Source organism: Photobacterium malacitanum (genome assembly GCF_900185615.1).
Taxonomy (GTDB): domain Bacteria; phylum Pseudomonadota; class Gammaproteobacteria; order Enterobacterales; family Vibrionaceae; genus Photobacterium; species Photobacterium malacitanum.
Genome location: NZ_FYAK01000001.1, coordinates 272,252 through 293,533, shown reverse-complemented (window position 1 = coordinate 293,533; position 21,282 = coordinate 272,252). Strand labels below are relative to the sequence as shown.

Below are 21,282 nucleotides of genomic sequence, written 5' to 3'. Positions count from 1 at the left end.
TTACCCCAGTTAACCTTTTAGCAACCCCCCATCGGGATTTATACTCAGCTACGAGACTGAGAATGAAGGTTTAATAAGGTCAACTCTCTTAGTGCGACTGCAAATTTGGCAAATTCATGCACCGTTCCTATTTTAAATTCTGTTAATACACTCTCCCAACGTTGAATAGCAACAAGATGATCATCCACCCATTGACTTACACAATCTTGTGGTTGAGCTGCCACATATTGAATAACAGATACCGTCAGTTGTCGTTGCTGCCAATCGAGTTCTTCTCTAAATGATGCTCTTGCCAATGCTTGCCAATGATTTTCTACTGGCTGATTATTTATTTGTTTCAAAAACCAATGGAGTGATAAATCGACCCCAACCAAAAAGTATACTTGAGCAATATGACTTACCGTCTGTTGCTGTTGTTCGGCTATTTGACCAATATCAAGCGCACAATATAGACTGGGTAAACGCACAATATTATCAGCCAACGTTTGAGGTACGCCGGCATTAATTAATTGCTGAGCTTGGTGTTGATGTTCTTTCACCTCATCAGTGACAAGGTAACGTTCTAGGTTTTTTCGTAGATCAAAAACATAAGGCTTATAAAAACCAATCTGCTGCTCTATCGTTAACTTTCGGTCCTGATTACGTAACAACCACCGTGTTATTCGACGTAACATTCGCCGACACTGAAACAACATATCATATTGAGTCTCCGTCGTTAGTTGATTATCTAATTGCCTAATAGCTATATATAATTCAGGAAAATGAAAAATTTCACGACCAACGACGTAGGCTGATGCAATATCAACGACTGATGATCCGGTTTCTTCTTGTAACCGTGTTACGAAATTACACCCCATTTCATTGGACATCTGATTTGCCAACGCGGTTGCAATAATTTCTTTGGTTAATGGGTGATGGAGCATCTGTTGCTGATATTTTTTTAATGCCGTTGGAAAATAGGTTATTAACTGATTACGATGAAAATCATCATTAGCAATATCAGCATTTTCTAATTGTTGTTTAAGGATCATCTTTCCGTATGCCACCAGCACCGATAACTCAGGTCGAGTCAGACCTATTGCTGATTTTTCTCTTTCAATCAAGGTTTCATCATCAGGTAGATGCTCTAGACAACGATCTAACTTCCCTATCCGTTCTAAATGATGAATAAAACGAATTTGTTCTTTAAGTAATGCTGTTTGTTGATATTGCGTCACTGAAATGGATTCACTTTGACAATAAGCATCAGTCAATACTTGCTTACTTACATCAGCTTCCATTCTATCTAACAGCAGATTACGTTGCTTATAAGTTAAATCACCTTCTTCAACGAGGCTATTGAGTAAAATTTTAATGTTTACTTCATTGTCGGAACAATCAACACCACCAACGTTATCGATAAAATCACAATTAACTCGTCCACCTTGGGTAGCATATTCAATCCGTCCTAATTGGGTTAAACCTAAATTCCCACCTTCACCAACAATCTTTGCTTTTAATTGGTGGCCATTAATACGCACCCCATCATTAGCACGATCGCCAACATCAGCATTTGATTCCGACATGGCTTTTACATAAGTTCCAATACCGCCATTCCACAACAAATCAACATCAAGCTGTAATATCAACTGAATCAATTCATTTGGTGTGCAGCTGTGCTTTTTCGTTTGCAGTCTTTGTTTGATTTCTGGCGTGAGTTTAATCGATTTACTACGGCGAGAAAAAACGCCGCCACCAGCAGAAATCAGTGTTGAATTATAATCTTGCCAACTCGAACGTGGCAGTTTAAATAACCGCAATCGTTCTTGAAAACTAATCTGTTCATCAGGGGCTGGATCAATAAAAATATGTTGGTGATTAAAAGAAGCAACTAGTCGCGTATGTGATGAAAGTAACATACCATTACCAAACACATCACCAGCCATATCGCCAATACCAACACAAGAAAATGGTGTTGCTTGGCAATCAATCCCTAATTCACGAAAATGACGTTTAACAGATTCCCATCCGCCTTTAGCTGTGATCCCCATCTTTTTATGGTCGTAACCATGTGATCCCCCCGACGCAAAGGCATCCCCTAACCAAAATTGATAATCAGCAGCGATAGAATTGGCTAAATCAGAGAAAGTTGCAGTCCCCTTATCGGCAGCAACGACCAGATAAGGATCATGATCATCATGACAACGCACATCAATAGGCGCTATTACTTTGCCATCAATAATATTATCGGTAACATCAAGAAGAGCTTCTATAAAATGTTTATAACAACGCATGCCTTCATCAATAACGTCTTGACGTGTTTTTAATTGCGGCTGCCGTTTGCACACAAAGCCGCCTTTCGCACCTACGGGGACTATTACGGTATTTTTAACTTGTTGGGCTTTCACTAAGCCTAATATTTCGGTTCTAAAATCTTCTTGTCTATCAGACCAGCGTAACCCGCCACGAGCAATCTTGCCTGCCCGCAAATGCACACCTTCAATATCAGGAGCATAAACAAATATTTCAAACATCGGAATCGGCGCAGGTATATCAGGAATATGTGTTGGTCGAAGTTTTATCGCTAAACAATGTTTTGGCAGATGTTGACTATCTTGCTGATAATAATTCGTTCTCACTGTTGCTAGGATCATATCAATGTAGCGCCGCAGGATACGATCATTATCTAGGCTTTCGACTAAATCTAGCTTTTGCTCCAATTTTTCTACTGCCAGTTGCTCACTCACCTTGGAATGATGGCATTTTGTATTAAAGCGTAATTGAAACAAGTTTATTAAATCGCATGCAATATCATTATGGTGAGTTAACGTCTCTTCTATATATTGCTGACTAAAAGGAAAGCCTACCTGGCGCATATACCGTGCATAACAACGTAAAATTGTCACCTCACGTCCGGTTAATCCACCATTAAGCACTAATCGATTAAAGCCATCACTCTCTAACTTTCCTTCCCAAATCAACGCCAATGCACTTTGAAATCGATCTCTCGCTTCAGTTAAATCAATACCACCACAGCGACTATGTAACATTGAAAAATCAAGCACCCAATAAATCGTATTATTCGCCGTTGTTACTTGATATGGTGATTCACCAACAACTCGCAGCCCCAAGTTTTCAAGCATCGGCATCACATCAGAAAGATAGATAGGCTGAGTACGATGGAAAAGTTTAAGCTTAATAACACTGGAATCAGTCGCTTCTTCTTGAGGGCGATAAAATAACATCCCCAATTTATGGCTATCACTTAATTGTTCCAATTGCAGTACATCTGCAACAGCATAACCTGGTAACATTTGTTCTTTATATGAACGAGGAAAGGCATTGATGTATTTTTTTGCCACCGCAATCCCTTTGCTCTCACCAAGATTAGCCACTAAAGCATGAGTTAATCGATCCTCCCACAATAAGGCGGCTTCAACTAAATTATGCTCAATAGCCTTAACATCAATGTCACTATTATTATTTTCAACCCGCACAATATACTGTGTACGTGCTAATCGGCTTTCAGAAAAAAAAGTTGTAAATTCAACATCTTCATCAGAACTTAGATACGTTTTTAATATTTGTTGGGTTTTTCGTCTTAACTCGGTGTTATAACGCTCTTTACTGACATAGACCATGCATGAAAAAAAACGCCCAAAGGGATCACGTCGAATAAATAGCCGTAATAAATCACGATTTTGCATTCTTACGACGCCCATACCGACTGCCAACATTTCATTTTCATTGGCTTGAATAAGCTCATCTCGAGGATAGGTTTCTAAAATATTATTGAGCGCTTTCCATGAATATGATCCTTTTGAATAACCACTAGCTTGCAAAATACGACTAACACGGTTGCGTATAAGAGGGATATTATCCACTGTTTGATGATAAGCACTTGACGCATATAAACCAATGAAGCGATGCTCACCAATAATATTACCTTGCTTATCAAAACGTTTTATTCCTACATAATCAATATAAGCAGGACGATGAATGCGTGATTTACCATTACTTTTAGTAAGAATGAGAACTTCAGGTTTTTGCGCCTCGACACGGGCTGATTCTGGCAAGCTAGATAATCGAAATGTGGCTGCTGATGTTGTTTTCGCTAATAATCCTAAGCCACTATTTTTAACCGGAGTCAGTTCATAATCTGCTTCAACTACATTAAGATCATAAGCATGATAGCCCATAAAGGTAAAATTATGCCTCGTTAACCAGTCTATAAATTCAAGTGCTTCTTGGCAATGCACCTTAGAAAGTGGTAAGTCGTGGTGGTGTAATTCAGAAGCAACGTGCAATAACTTCTGTTGCATTGGCTGCCAATCTTTTACCACCAGCGTAATATCTTTCAATAAACAGGTTAACTCACGCTTTAACTGGGCGATTTCAGCATTAGTTGGTAAACGATCGACTTCAATATGAAATAATGTTTGCTGTTCACCCTTGTCGCTACACGCTTTGATTATCTGCCCATTATTATCACGTTGAAACCGATACGGACCATTAAGCATCAAATGACTGGTTATACCGAGTCGGTCTAATGCCATACGCACTGAATCAACTAAAAATGGCTGATCAGGCGTTACGATCTCTACCACTGTATGGGTTGATTTCCAACCATGGCGGCTCACACTGGGGTTATAAACCCTCACCGAGATATGCTCAGGCTTATTCATAGCAATATGCTGCCATAAGCTTAAAATCGCACCATAAAGGTCAGATTCGTTACGCTGTAACAGGTCATCATCAGCAAGTTGTGCTAAGAGTTGCTTAGCAAGCGTCATCACTAACGCACTTTGAGGAGGTTTTACTTTGGTAGCAATTAAGTCATACACTTTTTCAAGTAAAACGGGGACGATATTGTCGGGTGCAGTCATACATACGCTCCAACATCTTTATAATTATACTGTTAAGTATAGAGTTTGATGCTGGTGGTGTGACGTTTTAGACTGGAATTATTCTAAATACGTTCAATTGTCTCAAATTTGTTATCGTTATTTACGTATAAACGAAACTTTCCTACCACACCGGCATGAGTAAGAAAACCACGTAACCTTACAGCTGGTAGTTGAAGCTTTAACCCTGTATCGGTTAACACCACCACATTACTTGCCGTACCAGAATAGTGCTGCAAAAATATGTTGTAGCTAATATTAACGTTAAACGTAAAACTGCGCATCGCTAATTAACCTATTCCTAAATGCTTAACATGAAAATTAAAAACAAGTAAAACAATAACATAAAATAAAAGCCAGTCACTAATTAAGTCACTGGCTTTGGGGTACAATTACATATCGATAACGTTACATCATTAACCGATTACTTTTGAACAAGTGCTTTTTGAACTTTTTCAAATAAATCTTTGGCTAAGTTATCCATAGCAGCAAGTTTTTCAAGCTGCTTACGCATTAACTGTTGACGGCTTGTATCGTATTGGCGAAGCTTTAGTAGTGGCTCAATTAAACGTGCCGCTACTTGCGGGTTACTGGTGTTTAGAATCTCTAAAATCTCAGTTAAAAATACATAGCCAGAACCATCTTTAGCATGGAAATGAACGGGGTTATTAGCACTAAAGCCAGCCACTAAGCTACGTGTACGGTTAGGATTTTTTAAGCTGAATGTTGGATGATTCATGGTATTACGTACATTTTCTAATGCGTCAGCCGCAGGATTAGTACCTTGCAACATAAACCATTTATCCATGACTAAACCATCATGGCTCCATTTATCACTGAAATCAGCCATTTGCTCGGCACGGCAATCCAGTTGGGCATTATTAGCTGCTGACATTGCTGCCATAGTATCAGTCATATTGTCAGCGGCTTTATATTGCGCAGCAACTAATGCATTACCTTGTGCTGTATATGCTAAGTATGACAAACACTTATTTCGTAGAGCACGTTTTGCCATTGCCGCATGATCAAGGCTATAACACTCTTGCGTTAAGCTGTGATAAATCGCACTAAACTCATCTTCCATTTCAGTGGCAAGTAGTTGGGTAAATGCCCCCACAACTTGATTAATAGCATCAACATCCACCGTTGTGTACCAACCCGCTATTTCATTCTCACTTGGAAGCGTTAGCATTTCGGCAATAAAGGCAGGATCAAGATTTTCATCCAGTAATGCACCACGGAACGCATCAATAACAGCGTCAGGTAAAGTAACTGGCTGCCCTTGTTGTACTTGGGCTACATTTTGACGAATGTATTTCGCCAATAGCATTTGCCCTGCATCCCAACGAGCAAATTCATTTGTTGCATTAACCATTAGGAAAATTAGCTCATCATCAGTGTAATCATATTCTAAGATCACTGGTGCTGAGAATTCACGCAACATTGAAATCACAGGTTGCTCTGCAATATTTTCAAATACAAAAGTTTGCTCAGCTTCTTTTACATCGAGTACGTTATGTACTTTTTCACCATTGATTTGTAAACCAATCACTTCACCTTTGCTATTGTATAGCTCAATATCAAAAGGAATATGTAGTGGCTGTTTTTCTACTTGCTCTGCGGTTGCGGGAGTTTGCTGGTTAATAGTGACGGCGTAACTTTTTGCGAGTGCGTCATACGCCGTTGAAACACTAACAATCGGTGTACCAGCTTGACTATACCAGCGACGGAAACGACTTAAGTCAATGCCTGATGCATCTTCCATTGCTTGTACAAAATCATCACATGTTGCAGCTGTGCCATCATGACGATCAAAATACAATGTCATACCAGCTTGGAAATTTGCTTCACCTAATAAAGTATGTAGCATACGGATCACTTCACTGCCCTTTTCATACACAGTTAAAGTGTAGAAATTATTCATCTGAATCACTTTTTCAGGGCGAATTGGATGTGACATCGGGCCGCGATCTTCTGCAAATTGTGGGCCTCGAACAATACGTACATTGGCAATACGGTTAACAGGTCGAGAGCCTAAATCTGAAGAAAACTCTTGATCACGGAAAACCGTTAGGCCTTCTTTTAAGCTTAATTGGAACCAATCACGACAAGTAACACGGTTACCAGTCCAATTGTGGAAATATTCGTGACCAATCACCGCTTCAATGCCTTGATAATCAGTATCTGTAGCAGTATTTGGGTTGGCTAATACAAATTTAGAGTTAAAGACATTAAGACCTTTATTCTCCATTGCTCCCATATTAAAGAAATCAACAGCCACAATCATGTAGATATCAAGATCGTATTCAAGACCGAAACGTTCTTCGTCCCATTTCATTGAATTTTTAAGTGATGTCATCGCATAATCAGCGCGATCCAAATTACCTTTATCGACAAAAATCTCTAAAGCAACCTCACGTCCACTCATGGTAGTGAATGTGTCACGCAAAACATCAAAATCACCTGCAACTAAAGCAAATAAGTAAGAAGGTTTTGGAAATGGGTCTTGCCATTGAACCCAATGACGACCGTTATCAAGCTCACCTTCCGCAATACGATTACCATTGCTTAGCATGTAAGGAAATGCCGCTTTATCTGCAATAATTTTAGTTGTAAATCGCGCTAATACATCAGGACGATCTAAATAGAACGTAATACGACGGAAACCTTCTGCTTCACACTGGGTACAGAAACCACCGCCAGATTTATACAGACCTTCCAGTAAAGTATTAGCTTCAGGATTAATTTCAGTTGTAATCGCTAATTCAAAATCAGCCGGTAGGTTTGTTAACGTCAAATGCCCTGACTGCTGGTGGTAATCTTGCCAAGCTTGGCCGTTTACAGTCACGCTGATTAATGTTAAATCATCACCATCTAGTACTAATTCAGCATTAGCCTGTTCACTCAGTCGTACCACATGACTAATAGCAACAACCGTTGTTTTGGTATCATGAAGGTCAAATGTCAGATCGATGTCCGTAATGGTATAATCAGGCGAGCGATAGTCTGAACGATATTTTGCTGCTGGTTGAGTCACAGTAGAATGTTCTGTCATTATTCTTATATCCTTTATGATTGCTCTAATGCTACATGCATGAGCTACCGATTAATGTTGGCTGTTATATAATAATATTGTGTCACCAATAACACTTTTCAAGCATAAATTTAGGGGCAATATAGTGAATCACTAACGTAAACGTTTACGTATTAATATAGCAATACACGTCGAGATGATTAATGCAACAGTCACAATGGGTAAACTTGATATTCCTTGACGTAGTTCACCTCTTAGGTCACAATCCCACACCAGTTAAATAGTTTAGTTATTTATTTACTAAGCTTTATAAACCATGTCCAAGACATTGAATTTAAAGATCCTATAATTATAAAAATAAATTCTTTAAATTTATCAATTTGAGTATCTACTACCAGATATGAATAATAACAGACACAATAATGGGGTTATAGACTCCCTGCTTGATACTGATGCTTATAAGCTTCATATGCAACAAGCAGTATTCCATCAATATCCAGGCGTTGAAGCTGTGGCTGAGTTCCATTGCCGCAGTGATGAAGATCTACGCCCTTACGCTGCTGAAATTAAAGCACAAATTGATCATATTTCGACCTTATCTTTTACTCAAGGCGAACTCGACTTCTTATCGACTCTGACTTTTTTTCATGCCGATTACCTTGCGTTTCTAAAAGATTTTAAACTAAACGCTAATGATGTAGAGATTGATACATCAGGTGATCAATTAGCGATCACTATTCGTGGTACATGGCTTGATGTGATTTTATGGGAAGTACCACTGCTTGCCATTATCTGTGAAATTCGCTGTAAACATCTTTACCCACAAGCGACTACTGCGATGGCAATTGAGCAGTTAAAATCAAAAATTGATCGTTTCTATCATGATGCTAAAAAGTGTGATTTAAGCCAGTTTGCATTAGTAGATTTTGGTACGCGTCGTCGTTTTTCAAAAGATGTTCATCATCACGTTGTTGACTACTTGAAAGATAATATGCCTGAATTTAAAGGCACATCAAACTATTACCTCGCTTATACTCGCGGTCTAACCCCTGTTGGTACTCAAGCTCATGAATGGTTTCAAGCACATCAACAGCTCGCTGGTGAATTAGCAGACTCTCAACAATTAGCGCTTAATCGCTGGTTGCAAGAATACCCTCATGATTTAGGTATTGCACTCACCGACTGTATCAATATGGATGCCTTTTTGCGCGATTTCGATCAGCGTCTTTCTGAGCGCTTTATTGGTTTACGTCATGATAGTGGTGATCCTATCTCTTGGGGTGAAAAAGCCATTGCGCACTATAAATCGTTAGGCATTGACCCAAAAACGAAATCGTTAGTGTTTTCTGATAGCCTAACACTTGATAAAGCATTAGTGATTTATAAACACTTTAATGATCATATCAATGTTAGCTTTGGTATTGGTACACAACTGACTTGTGACTTACCTGGCGTTAAAACACTCAATGTCGTTTTAAAACTGACAGAGTGTGAAGGTCGACCAGTAGCCAAAATTTCAGACGAACCAGGAAAGAGTATTTGTCGAGATGAAGATTATCTTGATCAATTACGTACAGCTTTTCAACTCGTTAACGAATAATGATTAAGTAGATAGCTAATAGTTAAGTTCAAAAAAAGCGAACAATTTGATTGTTCGCTTTTTTATTGTTCTAAAACATAACGGTATTTAAAATCCAAATAATTACCGTTGATAGTAATATTATTCACGACGTAATACTGCTTCCATTCCAAAATGTTCATTACTCAAGGTTAAAGTGTTATTACCATTTAATACAAATTGGTTATCTTGCTGACCATCTTCATAGAGCAGAACAATTTGATCATCTTCTAAATAATAAACACCACGATGTTCTTTTGTTTTACCAGCTTGATTTGATATCTCTGCTGAGAATAAAAAATCTGGACGTAAAGATAATGCAAACTCTGCAATATTGTCAGCAACATCGAGTCCTGAAATTGTTTTAGTCCGCCAATTACCAGCTAAATGTTCAGGTGCTAATTTAGTAAAGTGAGCGCCATCAAGTACAAAACGATTATAGTTAAGCAAATAGCTATGCATTTGATCTTCTTCATTAGGGGAAATAAACGTAATGTTGGTATCATCGATATCATAATTGCCCGTCCACTGTTCAACTTTACCATCAGTTCGTAATAGCCGCATTGCAAATTGATAATCTGATTTAAACATCACATGCATTGCTCGATATTTTTCCCCTCCACTTTCAACGCCGTCTTGTTGATTACTAAACCAATACCAATTACCTAGTAGAAAAGGATAATCAAACTCAGTAATATCATCAGCAACAGAGTTAACACTAAACAAACTCAAGATAAATAACCAAAAAAAACCAACTGTTTTCATCATATGCAGTTCCCCTTACTGAGTACTTTAGCTTTTGTATTCCCTCTTAAACATCAGAGGTCTTATACTTAAAACTAGTCGGGAAACCTAATTTTCGATGAAAAATATGCGGTATATCACAGTTTGTAATTTAAATTATCTCAATATTAAGACAGTAGATATAACAGATAAAAAAAAGCGCTCCTAAGAGCGCTTTAATAAAAGAGACATCAACAAAAGAATGTCATTCCGTATCATTGTTACGATTGTTTTTGATTACTAAAATCAGCAGTTATCGCAACGGCTTCATCAAGATAAACATCAGGTGCTTCATAATCTTTTGGCACCGCATCCAAATCAGCAAAAGGTTTTTCACCTAACGCTTTTTGACGTTTATTTAAGCGGGCTAAACGATCAGCGTCATCTTTATCTTGTTCTGCTATGCGTGTCTTTTCATTCAATGAAATAGTATTAATATCTTTTTCCTTTTTATAGGTAATGATATCTTCATTGATAAAACCAAATTCCATATTATTTTTAATACGGGTTTGGTGCTCTGCTGCTAGTATCGGAACAAGCGTACTATAATCATGTAATTTCTGATAACCTGCAGGTTTAATACTATCCCAAGGTAATGCATTATCTTCAACACTTTCCCCTGTTTCAGCAGGATCAATGGCTGAAGGAAAAGAAATATCAGGAACAACACCCAAGTTCTGAGTACTTCCACCGTTAATACGATAGAATTTTTGGATAGTATATTGAACATGACCTAATGGTTTATCAAATAAATCATAGAGATGATTTAATGAACGATGTTGTTGCACCGTACCTTTACCAAAAGATTGCTCACCTAAAACAATAGCACGTCCGTAATCTTGCATTGCTGCTGCAAAAATTTCTGAAGCAGATGCACTGTAGCGGTTAACTAATACTGTTAATGGCCCATCAAAAGAAATTTGATCGTCCGAATCCCCATTAACCTTAATTCGTCCATAACTATCACGCACTTGCACAACAGGTCCACTTGAAATAAATAACCCCGTTAGTGCGGTTGCTTCAGTTAAAGCACCACCACCATTATTACGTAAGTCGATCACAATACCATCAACCTTCTGGTCATTTAATTTAACCAGTTCTTTTTTGGTATCTTGTGATAATCCAACATAAAAGCTTGGAATTTCAATCACACCGATTTTTTTGCCATCGACAGTTTTCACTTCCGACTTTGCTGCACGATCTTCAAGACGGATCTTGTCCCGTACAATTGTTACGGTGTAACTCTTCGCATTATTGCCTTCAGGTAATATGTCCAGAATAACCTTACTGCCTTTCGGCCCTTTGATTAACTGCACAACATCATCAAGACGCCAACCAATAACATCAACAACTTTCTTGCCTTCTTGGCCTACGCCAATAATGCGATCACCTGCTGCAATTTTTTTCGAGCTCGCCGCTGGTCCACCAGCAACTAAGGAACGAATTTTGGTATAGTCGTCTTCTACCTGCAATACGGCACCAATTCCTTCTAATGACAGATTCATCTCTGCCTGAAATTGTTCAGCATTACGTGGCGATAAATAACTTGTATGTGGATCGACCTCACGTGAAAAAGCATTCATGTATAGCTGAAATACATCTTCACTGTGTGTTTGTGTTAAACGTTTAATCGCATTGTTGTAACGCTTGGTTAACGTCTTTTGAATCTCAGGCCATTTTTTACCTGCAAGTTTAAGATTTAACGCATCGTATTTAACCCGCTGCCGCCAAATCTCATTCAATTCAGTGTTATCTTTTGGCCATTCAAGCTCTGAACGATCAATAACAAAGTCATCTTTATTATCAAATTTGATTTCAGTATCAAGCTGAGTTAACGCAAATTGATACCGTTCAAAACGACGTTGAAGGACTTTATTAAAAATATCAAACGCAGCAGATGTATTCCCTGATTTCAGTTGATCATCTAACTGATTTTTCCATTTACCAAATTGTTCAACATCTGTAGCGTTAAGAAAGCTTTTATTATAATCAAGCATTTCAATATAACGATTGAATACTTGTCCAGAAAACTGATCATCAAGTGTAAAATGCTTATAGTGAGAACGCGTATAGCGCGATGCCACTCTTGTGCTCGCGGTTGCATGCTGTTTTTCAGGAGCAAGATGCGGCACATCACTTAATGAATACTTAGCCTCAGCGGCTTGAACCGAAGCTGCTAGCATCATGCCAGCAGCTATCAGTGAGAAACGGAATCGACAATTCATGTGTCGCGCATTCTCCTTTATGAACGCAAGTGCTCCGCTTTAACAGCCATTACAAGGCCATTATTTAAACGAACTCGCACGTCGTCCTTGTTAATTTCAACAATAGTTGCAGGCATGTTTCCTGAACCCATGTTCACTTGAACATTTTTGCCTACAATTACTTCATCAGCATTCAGTACACGTGTTGTCTCTACAGGCTTCTTTTTAATAGTAGCCGTTTTTGGCTTAGTGTTACTAGATTTAACTGTTTTTGCACGTGTTTTTTTAGCTTCGCCTTCTTTAGCCGCTTTCGCAATTGCTTGCTCTTTACGACGAGTGCGTACTTTAGCTTTACTTTCTTCTAAAGCTTTAAGCGCATGATCCACGTGCTCTTGCTCTAGAACATCGCAATCATTACCATCTAGATCAACACGGTTCACACCCGCTTTAACACCGTGAAGGTAACGCCAAGAAGACGTGTATTGACGTAAAGCTGTACGTAGTTGAGTCTTGCTTACTTTTGGATCTTCGTTAAGACGCTCAGCAAGATCTTGGAAGATACCAATTTTAAGTGGCTTCGCTTCACCTTCAACAGTGAAACATTTTGGGAAACGCTCAGCGATGTATGCAATAACTTCTTTACTGTTCGTTAACTTTTCAGAGTTTTCCATGGAGTTTCCTGACATAAACGAGGATTGCTCGTTATTTGTGCTTTGTTCAAAAAGAAATAGTGCTGCTATTATAATTACCTAACGCGGAAAAACCACCGAAAGCATGAAATTAGAGTACTTTTTGTAGTGCTTCTACGAAAGAAACTAGACCTTGTTCATCATTTTGGTCAAATCTTGACAAAATTGGGCTATCAATATCCAGCACACCGATTAATTTTTCATTAACCATAACTGGAATAACGATTTCAGAATTACTTACAGCATCACATGCAATATGCCCAGGGAAAGCATGAACATCTGCAATACGCTGCACTTTATTTTCTGAAATTGCCGTTCCACAAACACCGCGTCCAACAGGAATACGAACACAAGCAGGTTTTCCTTGAAATGGGCCCAGAACTAATTGATCTTGTTTCAACAAATAAAATCCAACCCAATTAATTTGTTCTAACTCCATATTTAATAACGCACTAATATTAGACATATTAGCGATAAGATCCTTTTCACCTTCAATAAGCGCCAATGCTTGTTGTGTTAGACGATGATAAAAAGCGGTTGAATTTTCCATAGCTTACTCCGTATATAGCCGTTAGAATAGCAAGAATACTACTGATAATAGGAATTATTCTCACAGTGAAAGATAAGAACCATCTTATGATTAATTGGTCTTGGTTACTACAACAAGCGAAATTACATAAACCAAGATTAATTGTTGCCAATATTATTGCTGTTATCGCAACCTTGATCAGTGTACCTATTCCACTTCTGATGCCACTAATGGTTGATGAAGTTCTGTTGCATAAACCAGGCGAAGGCATTACTTATCTTAACGCCCTTTTACCTTCTGCATGGCACAACGCAACAGGCTACATTATTTTAGTGCTTGTTCTGGTTGTATTAATGCGCACCTTTAGCCAAGCGCTGAATATACTCCAAAGTCGACAATTTACATTAGTATCAAAAGATATAACCTATAACTTACGTCAACACTTACTCGACAAACTAGGCCGCATAAGTATGCGACAGTACGAAGAACGAGGCAGTGGTGGCATCAGTTCTCACCTAATTACTGATGTTGAGACGATTGATAAGTTTGTTGGTGATACGCTTAGTCGGTTTATTATCGGGCTTTTAACGGTTGTTGGAACCGCTGGTGTACTTTTATGGCTTGATTGGAAGTTAGGTTTATTCATTCTGATTATAAATCCGATTGTTGTTTATGCGTCTAAGCTTATGGGGAGCCGCGTTAAAAACCTTAAACGTAAAGAAAACCAATCTTACGAAACATTTCAACATCGTTTAATTGAAGTCTTAGACGGCCTTTATCAATTACGGGCTTCTAATCGCGAACGTGATTTTTTAGAACAATTAAAAACCAATGCCAGTGATATTCGCCACAGTGCTGATAAATATGCATGGCAATCAGAAGCGGCGGGACGCATTTCTTTCCTGTTATTCTTAATTGGTTTTGAAATTTTTCGAGCTGCAGCAATGTTAATGGTGCTATTTAGTAACTTAACCATTGGTGAAATGTTAGCTGTGTTTAGCTACTTGTGGTTTATGTTAGGTCCAATTCAAGAATTATTAGGTATTCAATTTGCTTGGTACGGCGCATCAGCTGCAATGCAACGCCTTAATAGCCTATTAGCACTTGAAGAAGAAACACGTCCACCAGCAACGGTTAACCCATTTAATGATCAACAAACTATTGCGATTAAAATTCGTGATTTACATTTTTCGTATGATAATGACAAAGAAGTACTTTGTGGATTAAACCTTGATATTCCCGCTGGTAAACGTGTTGCACTCGTTGGTGCATCTGGTGGCGGTAAATCTACTTTAATTCAATTATTACTTGGCATTTATCAAAAAAACAGTGGTGATATTTTAATAAATAATCATCCTATTGAAGACGTTAGCTATGAAGCACTACGTGAGAAGATGGCAGTCGTATTACAGCAACCAGTGTTGTTTAATGAAACGTTACGTCATAACTTAACCTTAGGTGGTTCGTTTACTGATGAAGAATTATGGCAAGCGTTAGATATCGCTCAACTTGCTGATGTTACTGAACGTCTCACCCATGGATTAGATACCGAAATAGGCCGCCAAGGTATTCGTTTATCAGGCGGACAGCGACAACGATTAGCCATTGCGCGTATGATTCTTTCTAATCCTGAATTTGTTATTCTTGACGAAGCAACATCCGCTTTAGATACCTCAACTGAGGCCGCTTTACATACAGCCCTCAATACGTTTTTAAGAAATAAAACCACCTTGATTGTGGCTCATCGTTTATCTGCTGTTAAACAAGCTGATATTATTTATGTACTTGAAGATGGTCTAGTCAGTCAATCAGGTACTCATATCGAATTGGTTAATACTCAAGGGCTATATCAAACTCTTTATGGTTCAATTCAATCAGCTGAATTAACAACCAATAGTGTCAATTCACACGAAGCAGTAGCCAGCGTCAACACAAAATAATATAGTGTGCGTCAATCGGCACTCATTGATGGTTATTATTGTTTTTTATAAACAATGAGTCACTAACAACTCAATGAGTGCTTTTGTACACCTTATTACCAAAGGAAGAAACGCACCATGTCGAAGGCTCGACGCTGCCCAGGCTGCGATTTACTTGTGTTGCCTGAAATTGCGACACAAGGACACAGTGCCTACTGCCCACGTTGTCATACTCGACTGTACCGCGGTGGCATTGCGCGCTTTAACGCAGAATTAGCGCTTGCGGTTGCCTGTCTTATTCTTTATATCCCAATGGTTAGCCTACCGTTAGTTACCATTCGTTTAATTGGCCAGATGATACCTGCAACATTAACCTCTGGAACTGTTGCACTTGCCCCCACCTTTCCTGCCGTTGCAATTTTAATTCTTTTTTGTAGTGCTATTGCGCCATTATTATTAATCAGCGCTGTTTTAAGTGCACAATTTTCATTACGCTTTCGGCAACTGCGGTTATTTAAACTGTCACTGTGGATTCTGTCTCATTTAAAACAATGGACAATGCTAGAGGTCTTTTTAGTTAGCTTGGCTATTTCTTGTTTTAAAGTACAAGAAGTCGCCGACATTTATGTTGGAATAGGATTATATTGCTTAATCAGTATGCAAATCCTATTGTCAGTACTGTTAACGAAAATAAGTGTTCGCCGTTATTGGGATGCTTGGCAACCCGAAAATGAACATATCAGTGACAAACTTGATACTGTCTGTCATCGCTGTCAGTTAACCCAAGAATCATTACCGCATTGCCGCCGTTGTGGTAGTCAATTACATCATCGAATTCCAAAATCACTCCAGAAAACATGGGCATATCTTATCACTGCCAGTATTTTTATATTGCCAGCAAATCTTTACCCTATTTCTATCTTCATGAATAACGGTAAACGTATTGAAGATACCATCTTTTCAGGTGTTGCAGGCTTAGTAAAAACAGGAATGACCAGTATTGCCATCATCATCTTTGTTGCCAGTATTGTCGTTCCTGTCGCTAAAATCATTGGCTTAGCATATATATTATTATGCATTCAATTTAAACAGCGTAGCCAGCGTCTACAACGAATGCGTATTTTTCGTATCGTACATTGGATAGGAAAATGGTCCGTCATGGATCTTTTTGTTATCGCGATTATGGTCGCTTTGATCGACCGTGGGCAACTTCTTGATTTTACACCAGGGCCTGGCGCCATTGCTTTTGGTGTAGTCGTTATTTTAACAATGTTAGCAGCAGAGAGCTTAGATTCTCGTCTAATCTGGGACAAATATGAACAACGAACCAAATAACGAGCAACCACAACGCGTGAATATTCGCAGTGATCGGGGCTTATCACCTTTATGGTTATTACCTCTATTGGCTATTATTGTCGCTGGATGGTTACTCTATAAAGCCGTTAATGAAGGCGGCGAACGTATTCAAATTCACTTTAATGATGCCGTAGGTTTAGTTGCGGGGCGTACCACTATTCGCTATCAAGGATTAGAAGTCGGTATTGTACGTGATGTGACGTTATCAAAAGATCTTAAAAGCATCTATGTATCTGCAGATATCTACCCTGAAGCCGTAAAAACACTTCGTACACATACTCGATTTTGGTTAGTAAAACCTAAGGCTTCTATTACTGGCATCTCTGGTTTAGATGCGCTAGTTTCAGGTAATTACATTGCCCTTCAACCAGGTCCAGGTGAAGAAGCAACAAAATTTACCGCACTAGAAAACCAACCGGCAAACATGCCTACAAATGATGGTTTAACCCTACAATTAAAAGCACCAAACCTAGGCTCTCTCAGTATTGGCTCACAAATTTTTTATAAAAAGATCCCTGTCGGTGAAATTTATAACTACACCCTTAGTGCTAATAAGAAAGAAGTGCTGATTGATGCGCTGATCAAACCGCATTATGCCAATCTAGTGACCAATAAAAGCCGTTTTTGGAATGTAAGTGGTGTCAATGCCAATATTGGTTTTAATGGTGTTGACGTCCAATTTGAAAGCTTATCAGCATTGATTGCTGGTGCGATTGCATTTGACTCACCTGATGCAGGTAAACCTATTGATGAAGGGCATTTATTTAACCTCTATCCAGACATTAATACTGCAGGTCGTGGTATCGCTATAACCATCACTCTGCCAGACGATAATAATGTCAGTAACTCAGGGGCGCCGATCATGTATCGTGGCCTTCAAATTGGTAAAATTTCAGATTTAAAGCTGGACGAAAAAACCAATAAAATTATTGCTCACGCAGCTATCGAACCTAGCATGAGTGATCTACTTAATAATGGCTCACGGTTATTACTTGAAGAAGCGCAAGTTTCACTAACTGGCGTCAAAAATATTGGCAATCTTGTTCGCGGTAATTATCTTCGCTTAATTCCTGGTGAAGGCAAAACAACGCGTCATTTTACAGCTATCACCCAAAACACACTTGAAGAGCAACAACCAGGTGTGGCTGTTTTCTCGCTATATGCCAATAAAAGCTTCGGCTTAAAAGCAGGCACTAAATTACGCTATCGTGGAATTGATGTCGGCCATATCACTAACGTGAAACTCGATGGTGATCGAGTACGATTAGATGCATTAATTCAACCACAATATACTCACTTAATTCGCTCCCATAGCCGTTTCTTTATTGACGGTGGTATTGAAGCTAATATCAGTAATAGCGGCGTCGATGTTTCTATTCCTGCAGCGGATCAATTAATAAGCAGCGCAATTAGCTTTACATCAAGTGGCAAACAAGGGGTCCAAAAAAGTTATACGCTATTTAAAAATAGACACCTCGCTAAGCTTGCTGATGAAAAATTAAAAGGGTTTACCTCAATTACACTTGTTGCTGATAACTTACCTTCTATCTCCGAAGGCAGTCCGGTGCTTTATCGTAATCTACAAGTTGGTGAGATCACCAGTTTTGCCCTTAAGACATCAGGGGTTGAAATAAAACTGAATATACAAAAGAAATACCGCCATTTAATAGACAGTAACACTGTTTTTTGGAACCGATCAGGGGTTGAGGTAGAAGCGGGACTTAATGGCGTTAAAATTAAAGCGGATCCACTCTCAACCTTGCTTAAAGGTGGCATCGCATTTGACTCAATTAAAGGGGTTGCAAACCGTTCTGGTAGTGACTATAAACTTTATTCAAGTTTAAGCGATGCTCAACATTTTGGCGTTATGATCACCCTAACGGCAGATGATGCTCGTTCTATTTCAAAATCGACGGCAATTAAGTATCAAGGTGTTGTAATTGGTAAAGTTGATAATATTGAGCCAAACTTTGAACGTAATAACGTCACTGTAAAAGCACGCTTATACCCACAATATGCCAATGTAATTGCACGTAAAGATAGCTATTTCTGGGTAGTAAAACCTAAAATTAGCTTAAGTGGTAGCGAAAATTTAGATTCTCTCTTAAGCTCATATATTGCAGTACAGCCAGGCAAAGGCTTAACGTCTCACAATTTCAAGTTAGGTTCAGCGGAACTATTTGATGCTGGCAAAACCTTTATTTTAGAAAGTGAAGAGCGTGGCTCAGTGAGTGAAGGTACACCTTTGCTTTACCGTGATATTCAAGTTGGCCAAGTCATTAAAGTTGCTTTAGGTGCATTAGCTGATCGCGTATTAATTACTGTACAGATTGAGCAAAAGTACCGCCACCTTATTCGTACGAATAGTGTGTTTTGGAATGCATCAGGGTTGAACGTTGATGTCGGTCTTACCGGAGCAAAAGTTAAAGCAGGAACTTTTGATAGTTTACTCCGTGGTGGTATTTCATTTGCGACACCAGCCACACATCCACTTGCCCCTCAAGCGAAACACGGCAAGCACTTCTTACTCAATAAAGAAGTCAATCCTAAATGGTTAACTTGGCGTACAGCAATTCCCGTCAAGTAATAATATTTAAGCCATATTAAAACCACAAAAAAAGGGACAATCACTGTCCCTTTTTCTTTTCCCGTTTCTCAGATTTATAAAACAGCCGATCTAATCTATTATTTCACCATAAAAATTGATTCATCTACATAACAGGCTTAGAAGCACAGATAGTCGATATAAATTTGTTGTTGTTTAGTATAGAATCGCGGCATTGCTAGTTTGACAGAGAGTGCTACCTTGCATCCTAATATCTATATTCCTGACGCTTTTATTGATCTCATCAAGCATACAATGCCAGCAAATCTGAGCATTGATGAATTTATCAGCTGCTGTAAAACACCGCTACGTCGCAGTATTCGTGTCAATACGCTCAAAATTAGCGTGGCAGACTTTCTTACTCGTGTAGCAGATAAAGATTGGACATTAACTCCTATCCCTTGGTGTGATACTGGCTTTTGGATCAAACGTGAGGATGAAGAGAGCGTTTCATTAGGCAATACAGCCGAGCATATGGCCGGGTTATTCTACATTCAAGAAGCCAGCTCAATGATGCCAGTCACTGCATTGCTGGATAATAATAATGCTCTTGACTGTGTCCTCGATATGGCATCCGCTCCGGGCTCTAAAACTACCCAAATTGCTTGTGCTATGCAAAATAAAGGCGCATTGGTTGCAAACGAGTTAGCAGCAAGCCGTATTAAAGTACTTCATGCTAACTTACAACGCTGTGGTGTCCATAATGCAGCACTAACCCATTTTGATGGTTGTGTTTTTGGCACTTGGGCTCCTGAAGCGTTTGACTCGATTTTACTTGATGCTCCTTGCTCAGGCGAAGGTGCTATTCGTAAAGACGATGATGCAATGGCAAACTGGAGTCTTGAGTCTATTGATGAAATTGCAGCAGTACAACGCAATCTCATTGTTAGTGCCTTTCAAGCATTAAAGCCTGGTGGCGTGATGGTATACTCAACGTGTACCCTTAACCAACATGAAAACCAAGAGGTTTGCCACTATCTAAAACAAACCTTTGGTGATGCGGTTGAATTTGAATCTTTAGGCGATTTATTTGATGGCGCACAACAAGTACTAACAGATGAAGGTTTTTTACACGTCTACCCTCAAGTTTTTGACAGCGAAGGATTTTTTGTAGCTCGTATTCGCAAGCATACATCCGTTGAAACCGATCCGGTTAAAAAACGCATGGGAAAATTCCCTTTTAACCAAGTAAAAGCAGACGAACAACAGCTCATCGCTCAACAACTTAAGGCCGATCTTGATATCACTTTATCAACCAACAGTGATATTTGGTTGCGAGACAAAGAAGTGTGGTTATTCCCTTCTCAGATCAAACCATTAATTAGTGAAGTTCGTTTTCAGCGTATTGGGATTAAATTAGCGGAGCAGCATAAAAAAGGCTATCGCTGGCAACATGAGGCAATCATGACGCTTGCGACGGGTAAAGAGACTGTTGCTATAGCCTTAACTGCACCACAAGCGAAAGAATGGTTTATGGGCCGAGATATTCGCCCAGAAAACCTAACCGGTAAAGGTGAAGTGATTGTTACTTACCGTGATTATCCTATTGGTATCGGTAAATGGGTAGGTAATCGCATCAAAAATGGCTTACCTCGCGAATTAGTACGCGATACTAACCTGTTTGATATTTAATATTATTCAATCAGTTACTATTAATTAGTA

The 21,282-nt window shown here is 38.9% G+C and carries 12 protein-coding genes; 5 read left to right on the top strand and 7 right to left on the bottom strand.

All coding sequences use genetic code 11. The features are described from left to right. Positions 1–44 precede the first annotated feature (44 nt). The 3 genes from PMAL9190_RS01300 to pepN form a co-directional block, all read right to left on the bottom strand. Positions 45–4,865 (bottom strand): NAD-glutamate dehydrogenase, encoded by a 4,821-nt coding sequence (locus tag PMAL9190_RS01300; RefSeq protein WP_087843570.1) that lies wholly within the window; start codon positions 4,863–4,865, stop codon positions 45–47. 83 nt (positions 4,866–4,948) lie between these two features. Then, positions 4,949–5,167 carry a DUF2835 domain-containing protein gene (locus PMAL9190_RS01295; RefSeq protein ID WP_087843569.1) on the bottom strand — a complete coding sequence of 73 codons (219 nt, stop codon included), beginning with the start codon at positions 5,165–5,167 and terminating at the stop codon, positions 4,949–4,951. Between the two features lie 140 nt (positions 5,168–5,307). Continuing rightward, positions 5,308–7,938 (bottom strand): aminopeptidase N, encoded by a 2,631-nt coding sequence (gene pepN, locus PMAL9190_RS01290; RefSeq protein ID WP_087843568.1) that lies wholly within the window; start codon positions 7,936–7,938, stop codon positions 5,308–5,310. A 379-nt stretch (positions 7,939–8,317) separates the two neighbouring features. Here pepN and pncB point away from each other — a divergent pair, with 379 nt between their 5' ends. Continuing rightward, positions 8,318–9,517, top strand: a complete 1,200-nt coding sequence (gene pncB, locus PMAL9190_RS01285) for a nicotinate phosphoribosyltransferase (protein ID WP_087843567.1) — start codon at positions 8,318–8,320, stop codon at positions 9,515–9,517. A 120-nt stretch (positions 9,518–9,637) separates the two neighbouring features. Here pncB and PMAL9190_RS01280 read toward each other — a convergent pair whose 3' ends face one another. From PMAL9190_RS01280 to msrC, 4 genes are all read right to left on the bottom strand, one after another. Continuing rightward, positions 9,638–10,303: a lipocalin family protein gene (locus PMAL9190_RS01280; RefSeq protein WP_087843566.1), complete on the bottom strand. Its 666-nt coding sequence runs from the start codon at positions 10,301–10,303 to the stop codon at positions 9,638–9,640. A 236-nt stretch (positions 10,304–10,539) separates the two neighbouring features. Continuing rightward, positions 10,540–12,543 (bottom strand): carboxy terminal-processing peptidase, encoded by a 2,004-nt coding sequence (gene prc / locus PMAL9190_RS01275; RefSeq protein WP_087843565.1) that lies wholly within the window; start codon positions 12,541–12,543, stop codon positions 10,540–10,542. Positions 12,544–12,560: 17 nt separating this feature from the next. Next, positions 12,561–13,193, bottom strand: coding sequence for an RNA chaperone ProQ (gene proQ / locus PMAL9190_RS01270; RefSeq protein WP_065168838.1), 633 nt, complete (start codon positions 13,191–13,193; stop codon positions 12,561–12,563). A 109-nt stretch (positions 13,194–13,302) separates the two neighbouring features. After that, on the bottom strand, positions 13,303–13,761 hold the full coding sequence (msrC, locus tag PMAL9190_RS01265) for a free L-methionine (R)-S-oxide reductase MsrC (RefSeq protein WP_087843564.1): 459 nt from the start codon (positions 13,759–13,761) through the stop codon (positions 13,303–13,305). Between the two features lie 86 nt (positions 13,762–13,847). On the opposite strand from msrC, the gene PMAL9190_RS01260 reads away from it, so the two are divergent. The 4 genes from PMAL9190_RS01260 (at position 13,848) to rsmF (ending at position 21,252) form a co-directional block, all read left to right on the top strand. Further along, complete coding sequence (locus tag PMAL9190_RS01260) at positions 13,848–15,680, top strand: ABC transporter ATP-binding protein (protein WP_087843563.1); 1,833 nt, start codon at positions 13,848–13,850, stop codon at positions 15,678–15,680. Between the two features lie 117 nt (positions 15,681–15,797). After that, a complete protein-coding gene (locus PMAL9190_RS01255; RefSeq protein WP_087843562.1) occupies positions 15,798–16,994 on the top strand; it encodes a paraquat-inducible protein A in 1,197 nt (398 codons plus the stop codon). Then, entirely contained in the window at positions 16,975–19,602 is a 2,628-nt protein-coding gene (locus PMAL9190_RS01250) for an MlaD family protein (RefSeq protein WP_087843561.1), read from the top strand. The genes PMAL9190_RS01255 and PMAL9190_RS01250 overlap by 20 nt, the downstream gene beginning before the upstream one ends. A 219-nt stretch (positions 19,603–19,821) precedes the next feature. Continuing rightward, on the top strand, positions 19,822–21,252 hold the full coding sequence (rsmF, locus tag PMAL9190_RS01245; protein WP_087843560.1) for a 16S rRNA (cytosine(1407)-C(5))-methyltransferase RsmF: 1,431 nt from the start codon (positions 19,822–19,824) through the stop codon (positions 21,250–21,252). Positions 21,253–21,282 lie beyond the last annotated feature (30 nt).

Bases quoted from the DNA above. Each gene is read 5' to 3' on its own strand.
- PMAL9190_RS01255 (WP_087843562.1), top strand. From the start codon at position 15,798: ATGTCGAAGGCTCGACGCTGCCCAGGCTGCGATTTACTTGTGTTGCCT.
- PMAL9190_RS01295 (WP_087843569.1), bottom strand. From the start codon at position 5,167: ATGCGCAGTTTTACGTTTAACGTTAATATTAGCTACAACATATTTTTG.
- msrC (WP_087843564.1), bottom strand. From the start codon at position 13,761: ATGGAAAATTCAACCGCTTTTTATCATCGTCTAACACAACAAGCATTG.
- PMAL9190_RS01250 (WP_087843561.1), top strand. From the start codon at position 16,975: ATGAACAACGAACCAAATAACGAGCAACCACAACGCGTGAATATTCGC.
- PMAL9190_RS01280 (WP_087843566.1), bottom strand. From the start codon at position 10,303: ATGATGAAAACAGTTGGTTTTTTTTGGTTATTTATCTTGAGTTTGTTT.
- prc (WP_087843565.1), bottom strand. From the start codon at position 12,543: ATGAATTGTCGATTCCGTTTCTCACTGATAGCTGCTGGCATGATGCTA.
- PMAL9190_RS01300 (WP_087843570.1), bottom strand. From the start codon at position 4,865: ATGACTGCACCCGACAATATCGTCCCCGTTTTACTTGAAAAAGTGTAT.
- pncB (WP_087843567.1), top strand. From the start codon at position 8,318: ATGAATAATAACAGACACAATAATGGGGTTATAGACTCCCTGCTTGAT.
- proQ (WP_065168838.1), bottom strand. From the start codon at position 13,193: ATGGAAAACTCTGAAAAGTTAACGAACAGTAAAGAAGTTATTGCATAC.
- pepN (WP_087843568.1), bottom strand. From the start codon at position 7,938: ATGACAGAACATTCTACTGTGACTCAACCAGCAGCAAAATATCGTTCA.
- PMAL9190_RS01260 (WP_087843563.1), top strand. From the start codon at position 13,848: ATGATTAATTGGTCTTGGTTACTACAACAAGCGAAATTACATAAACCA.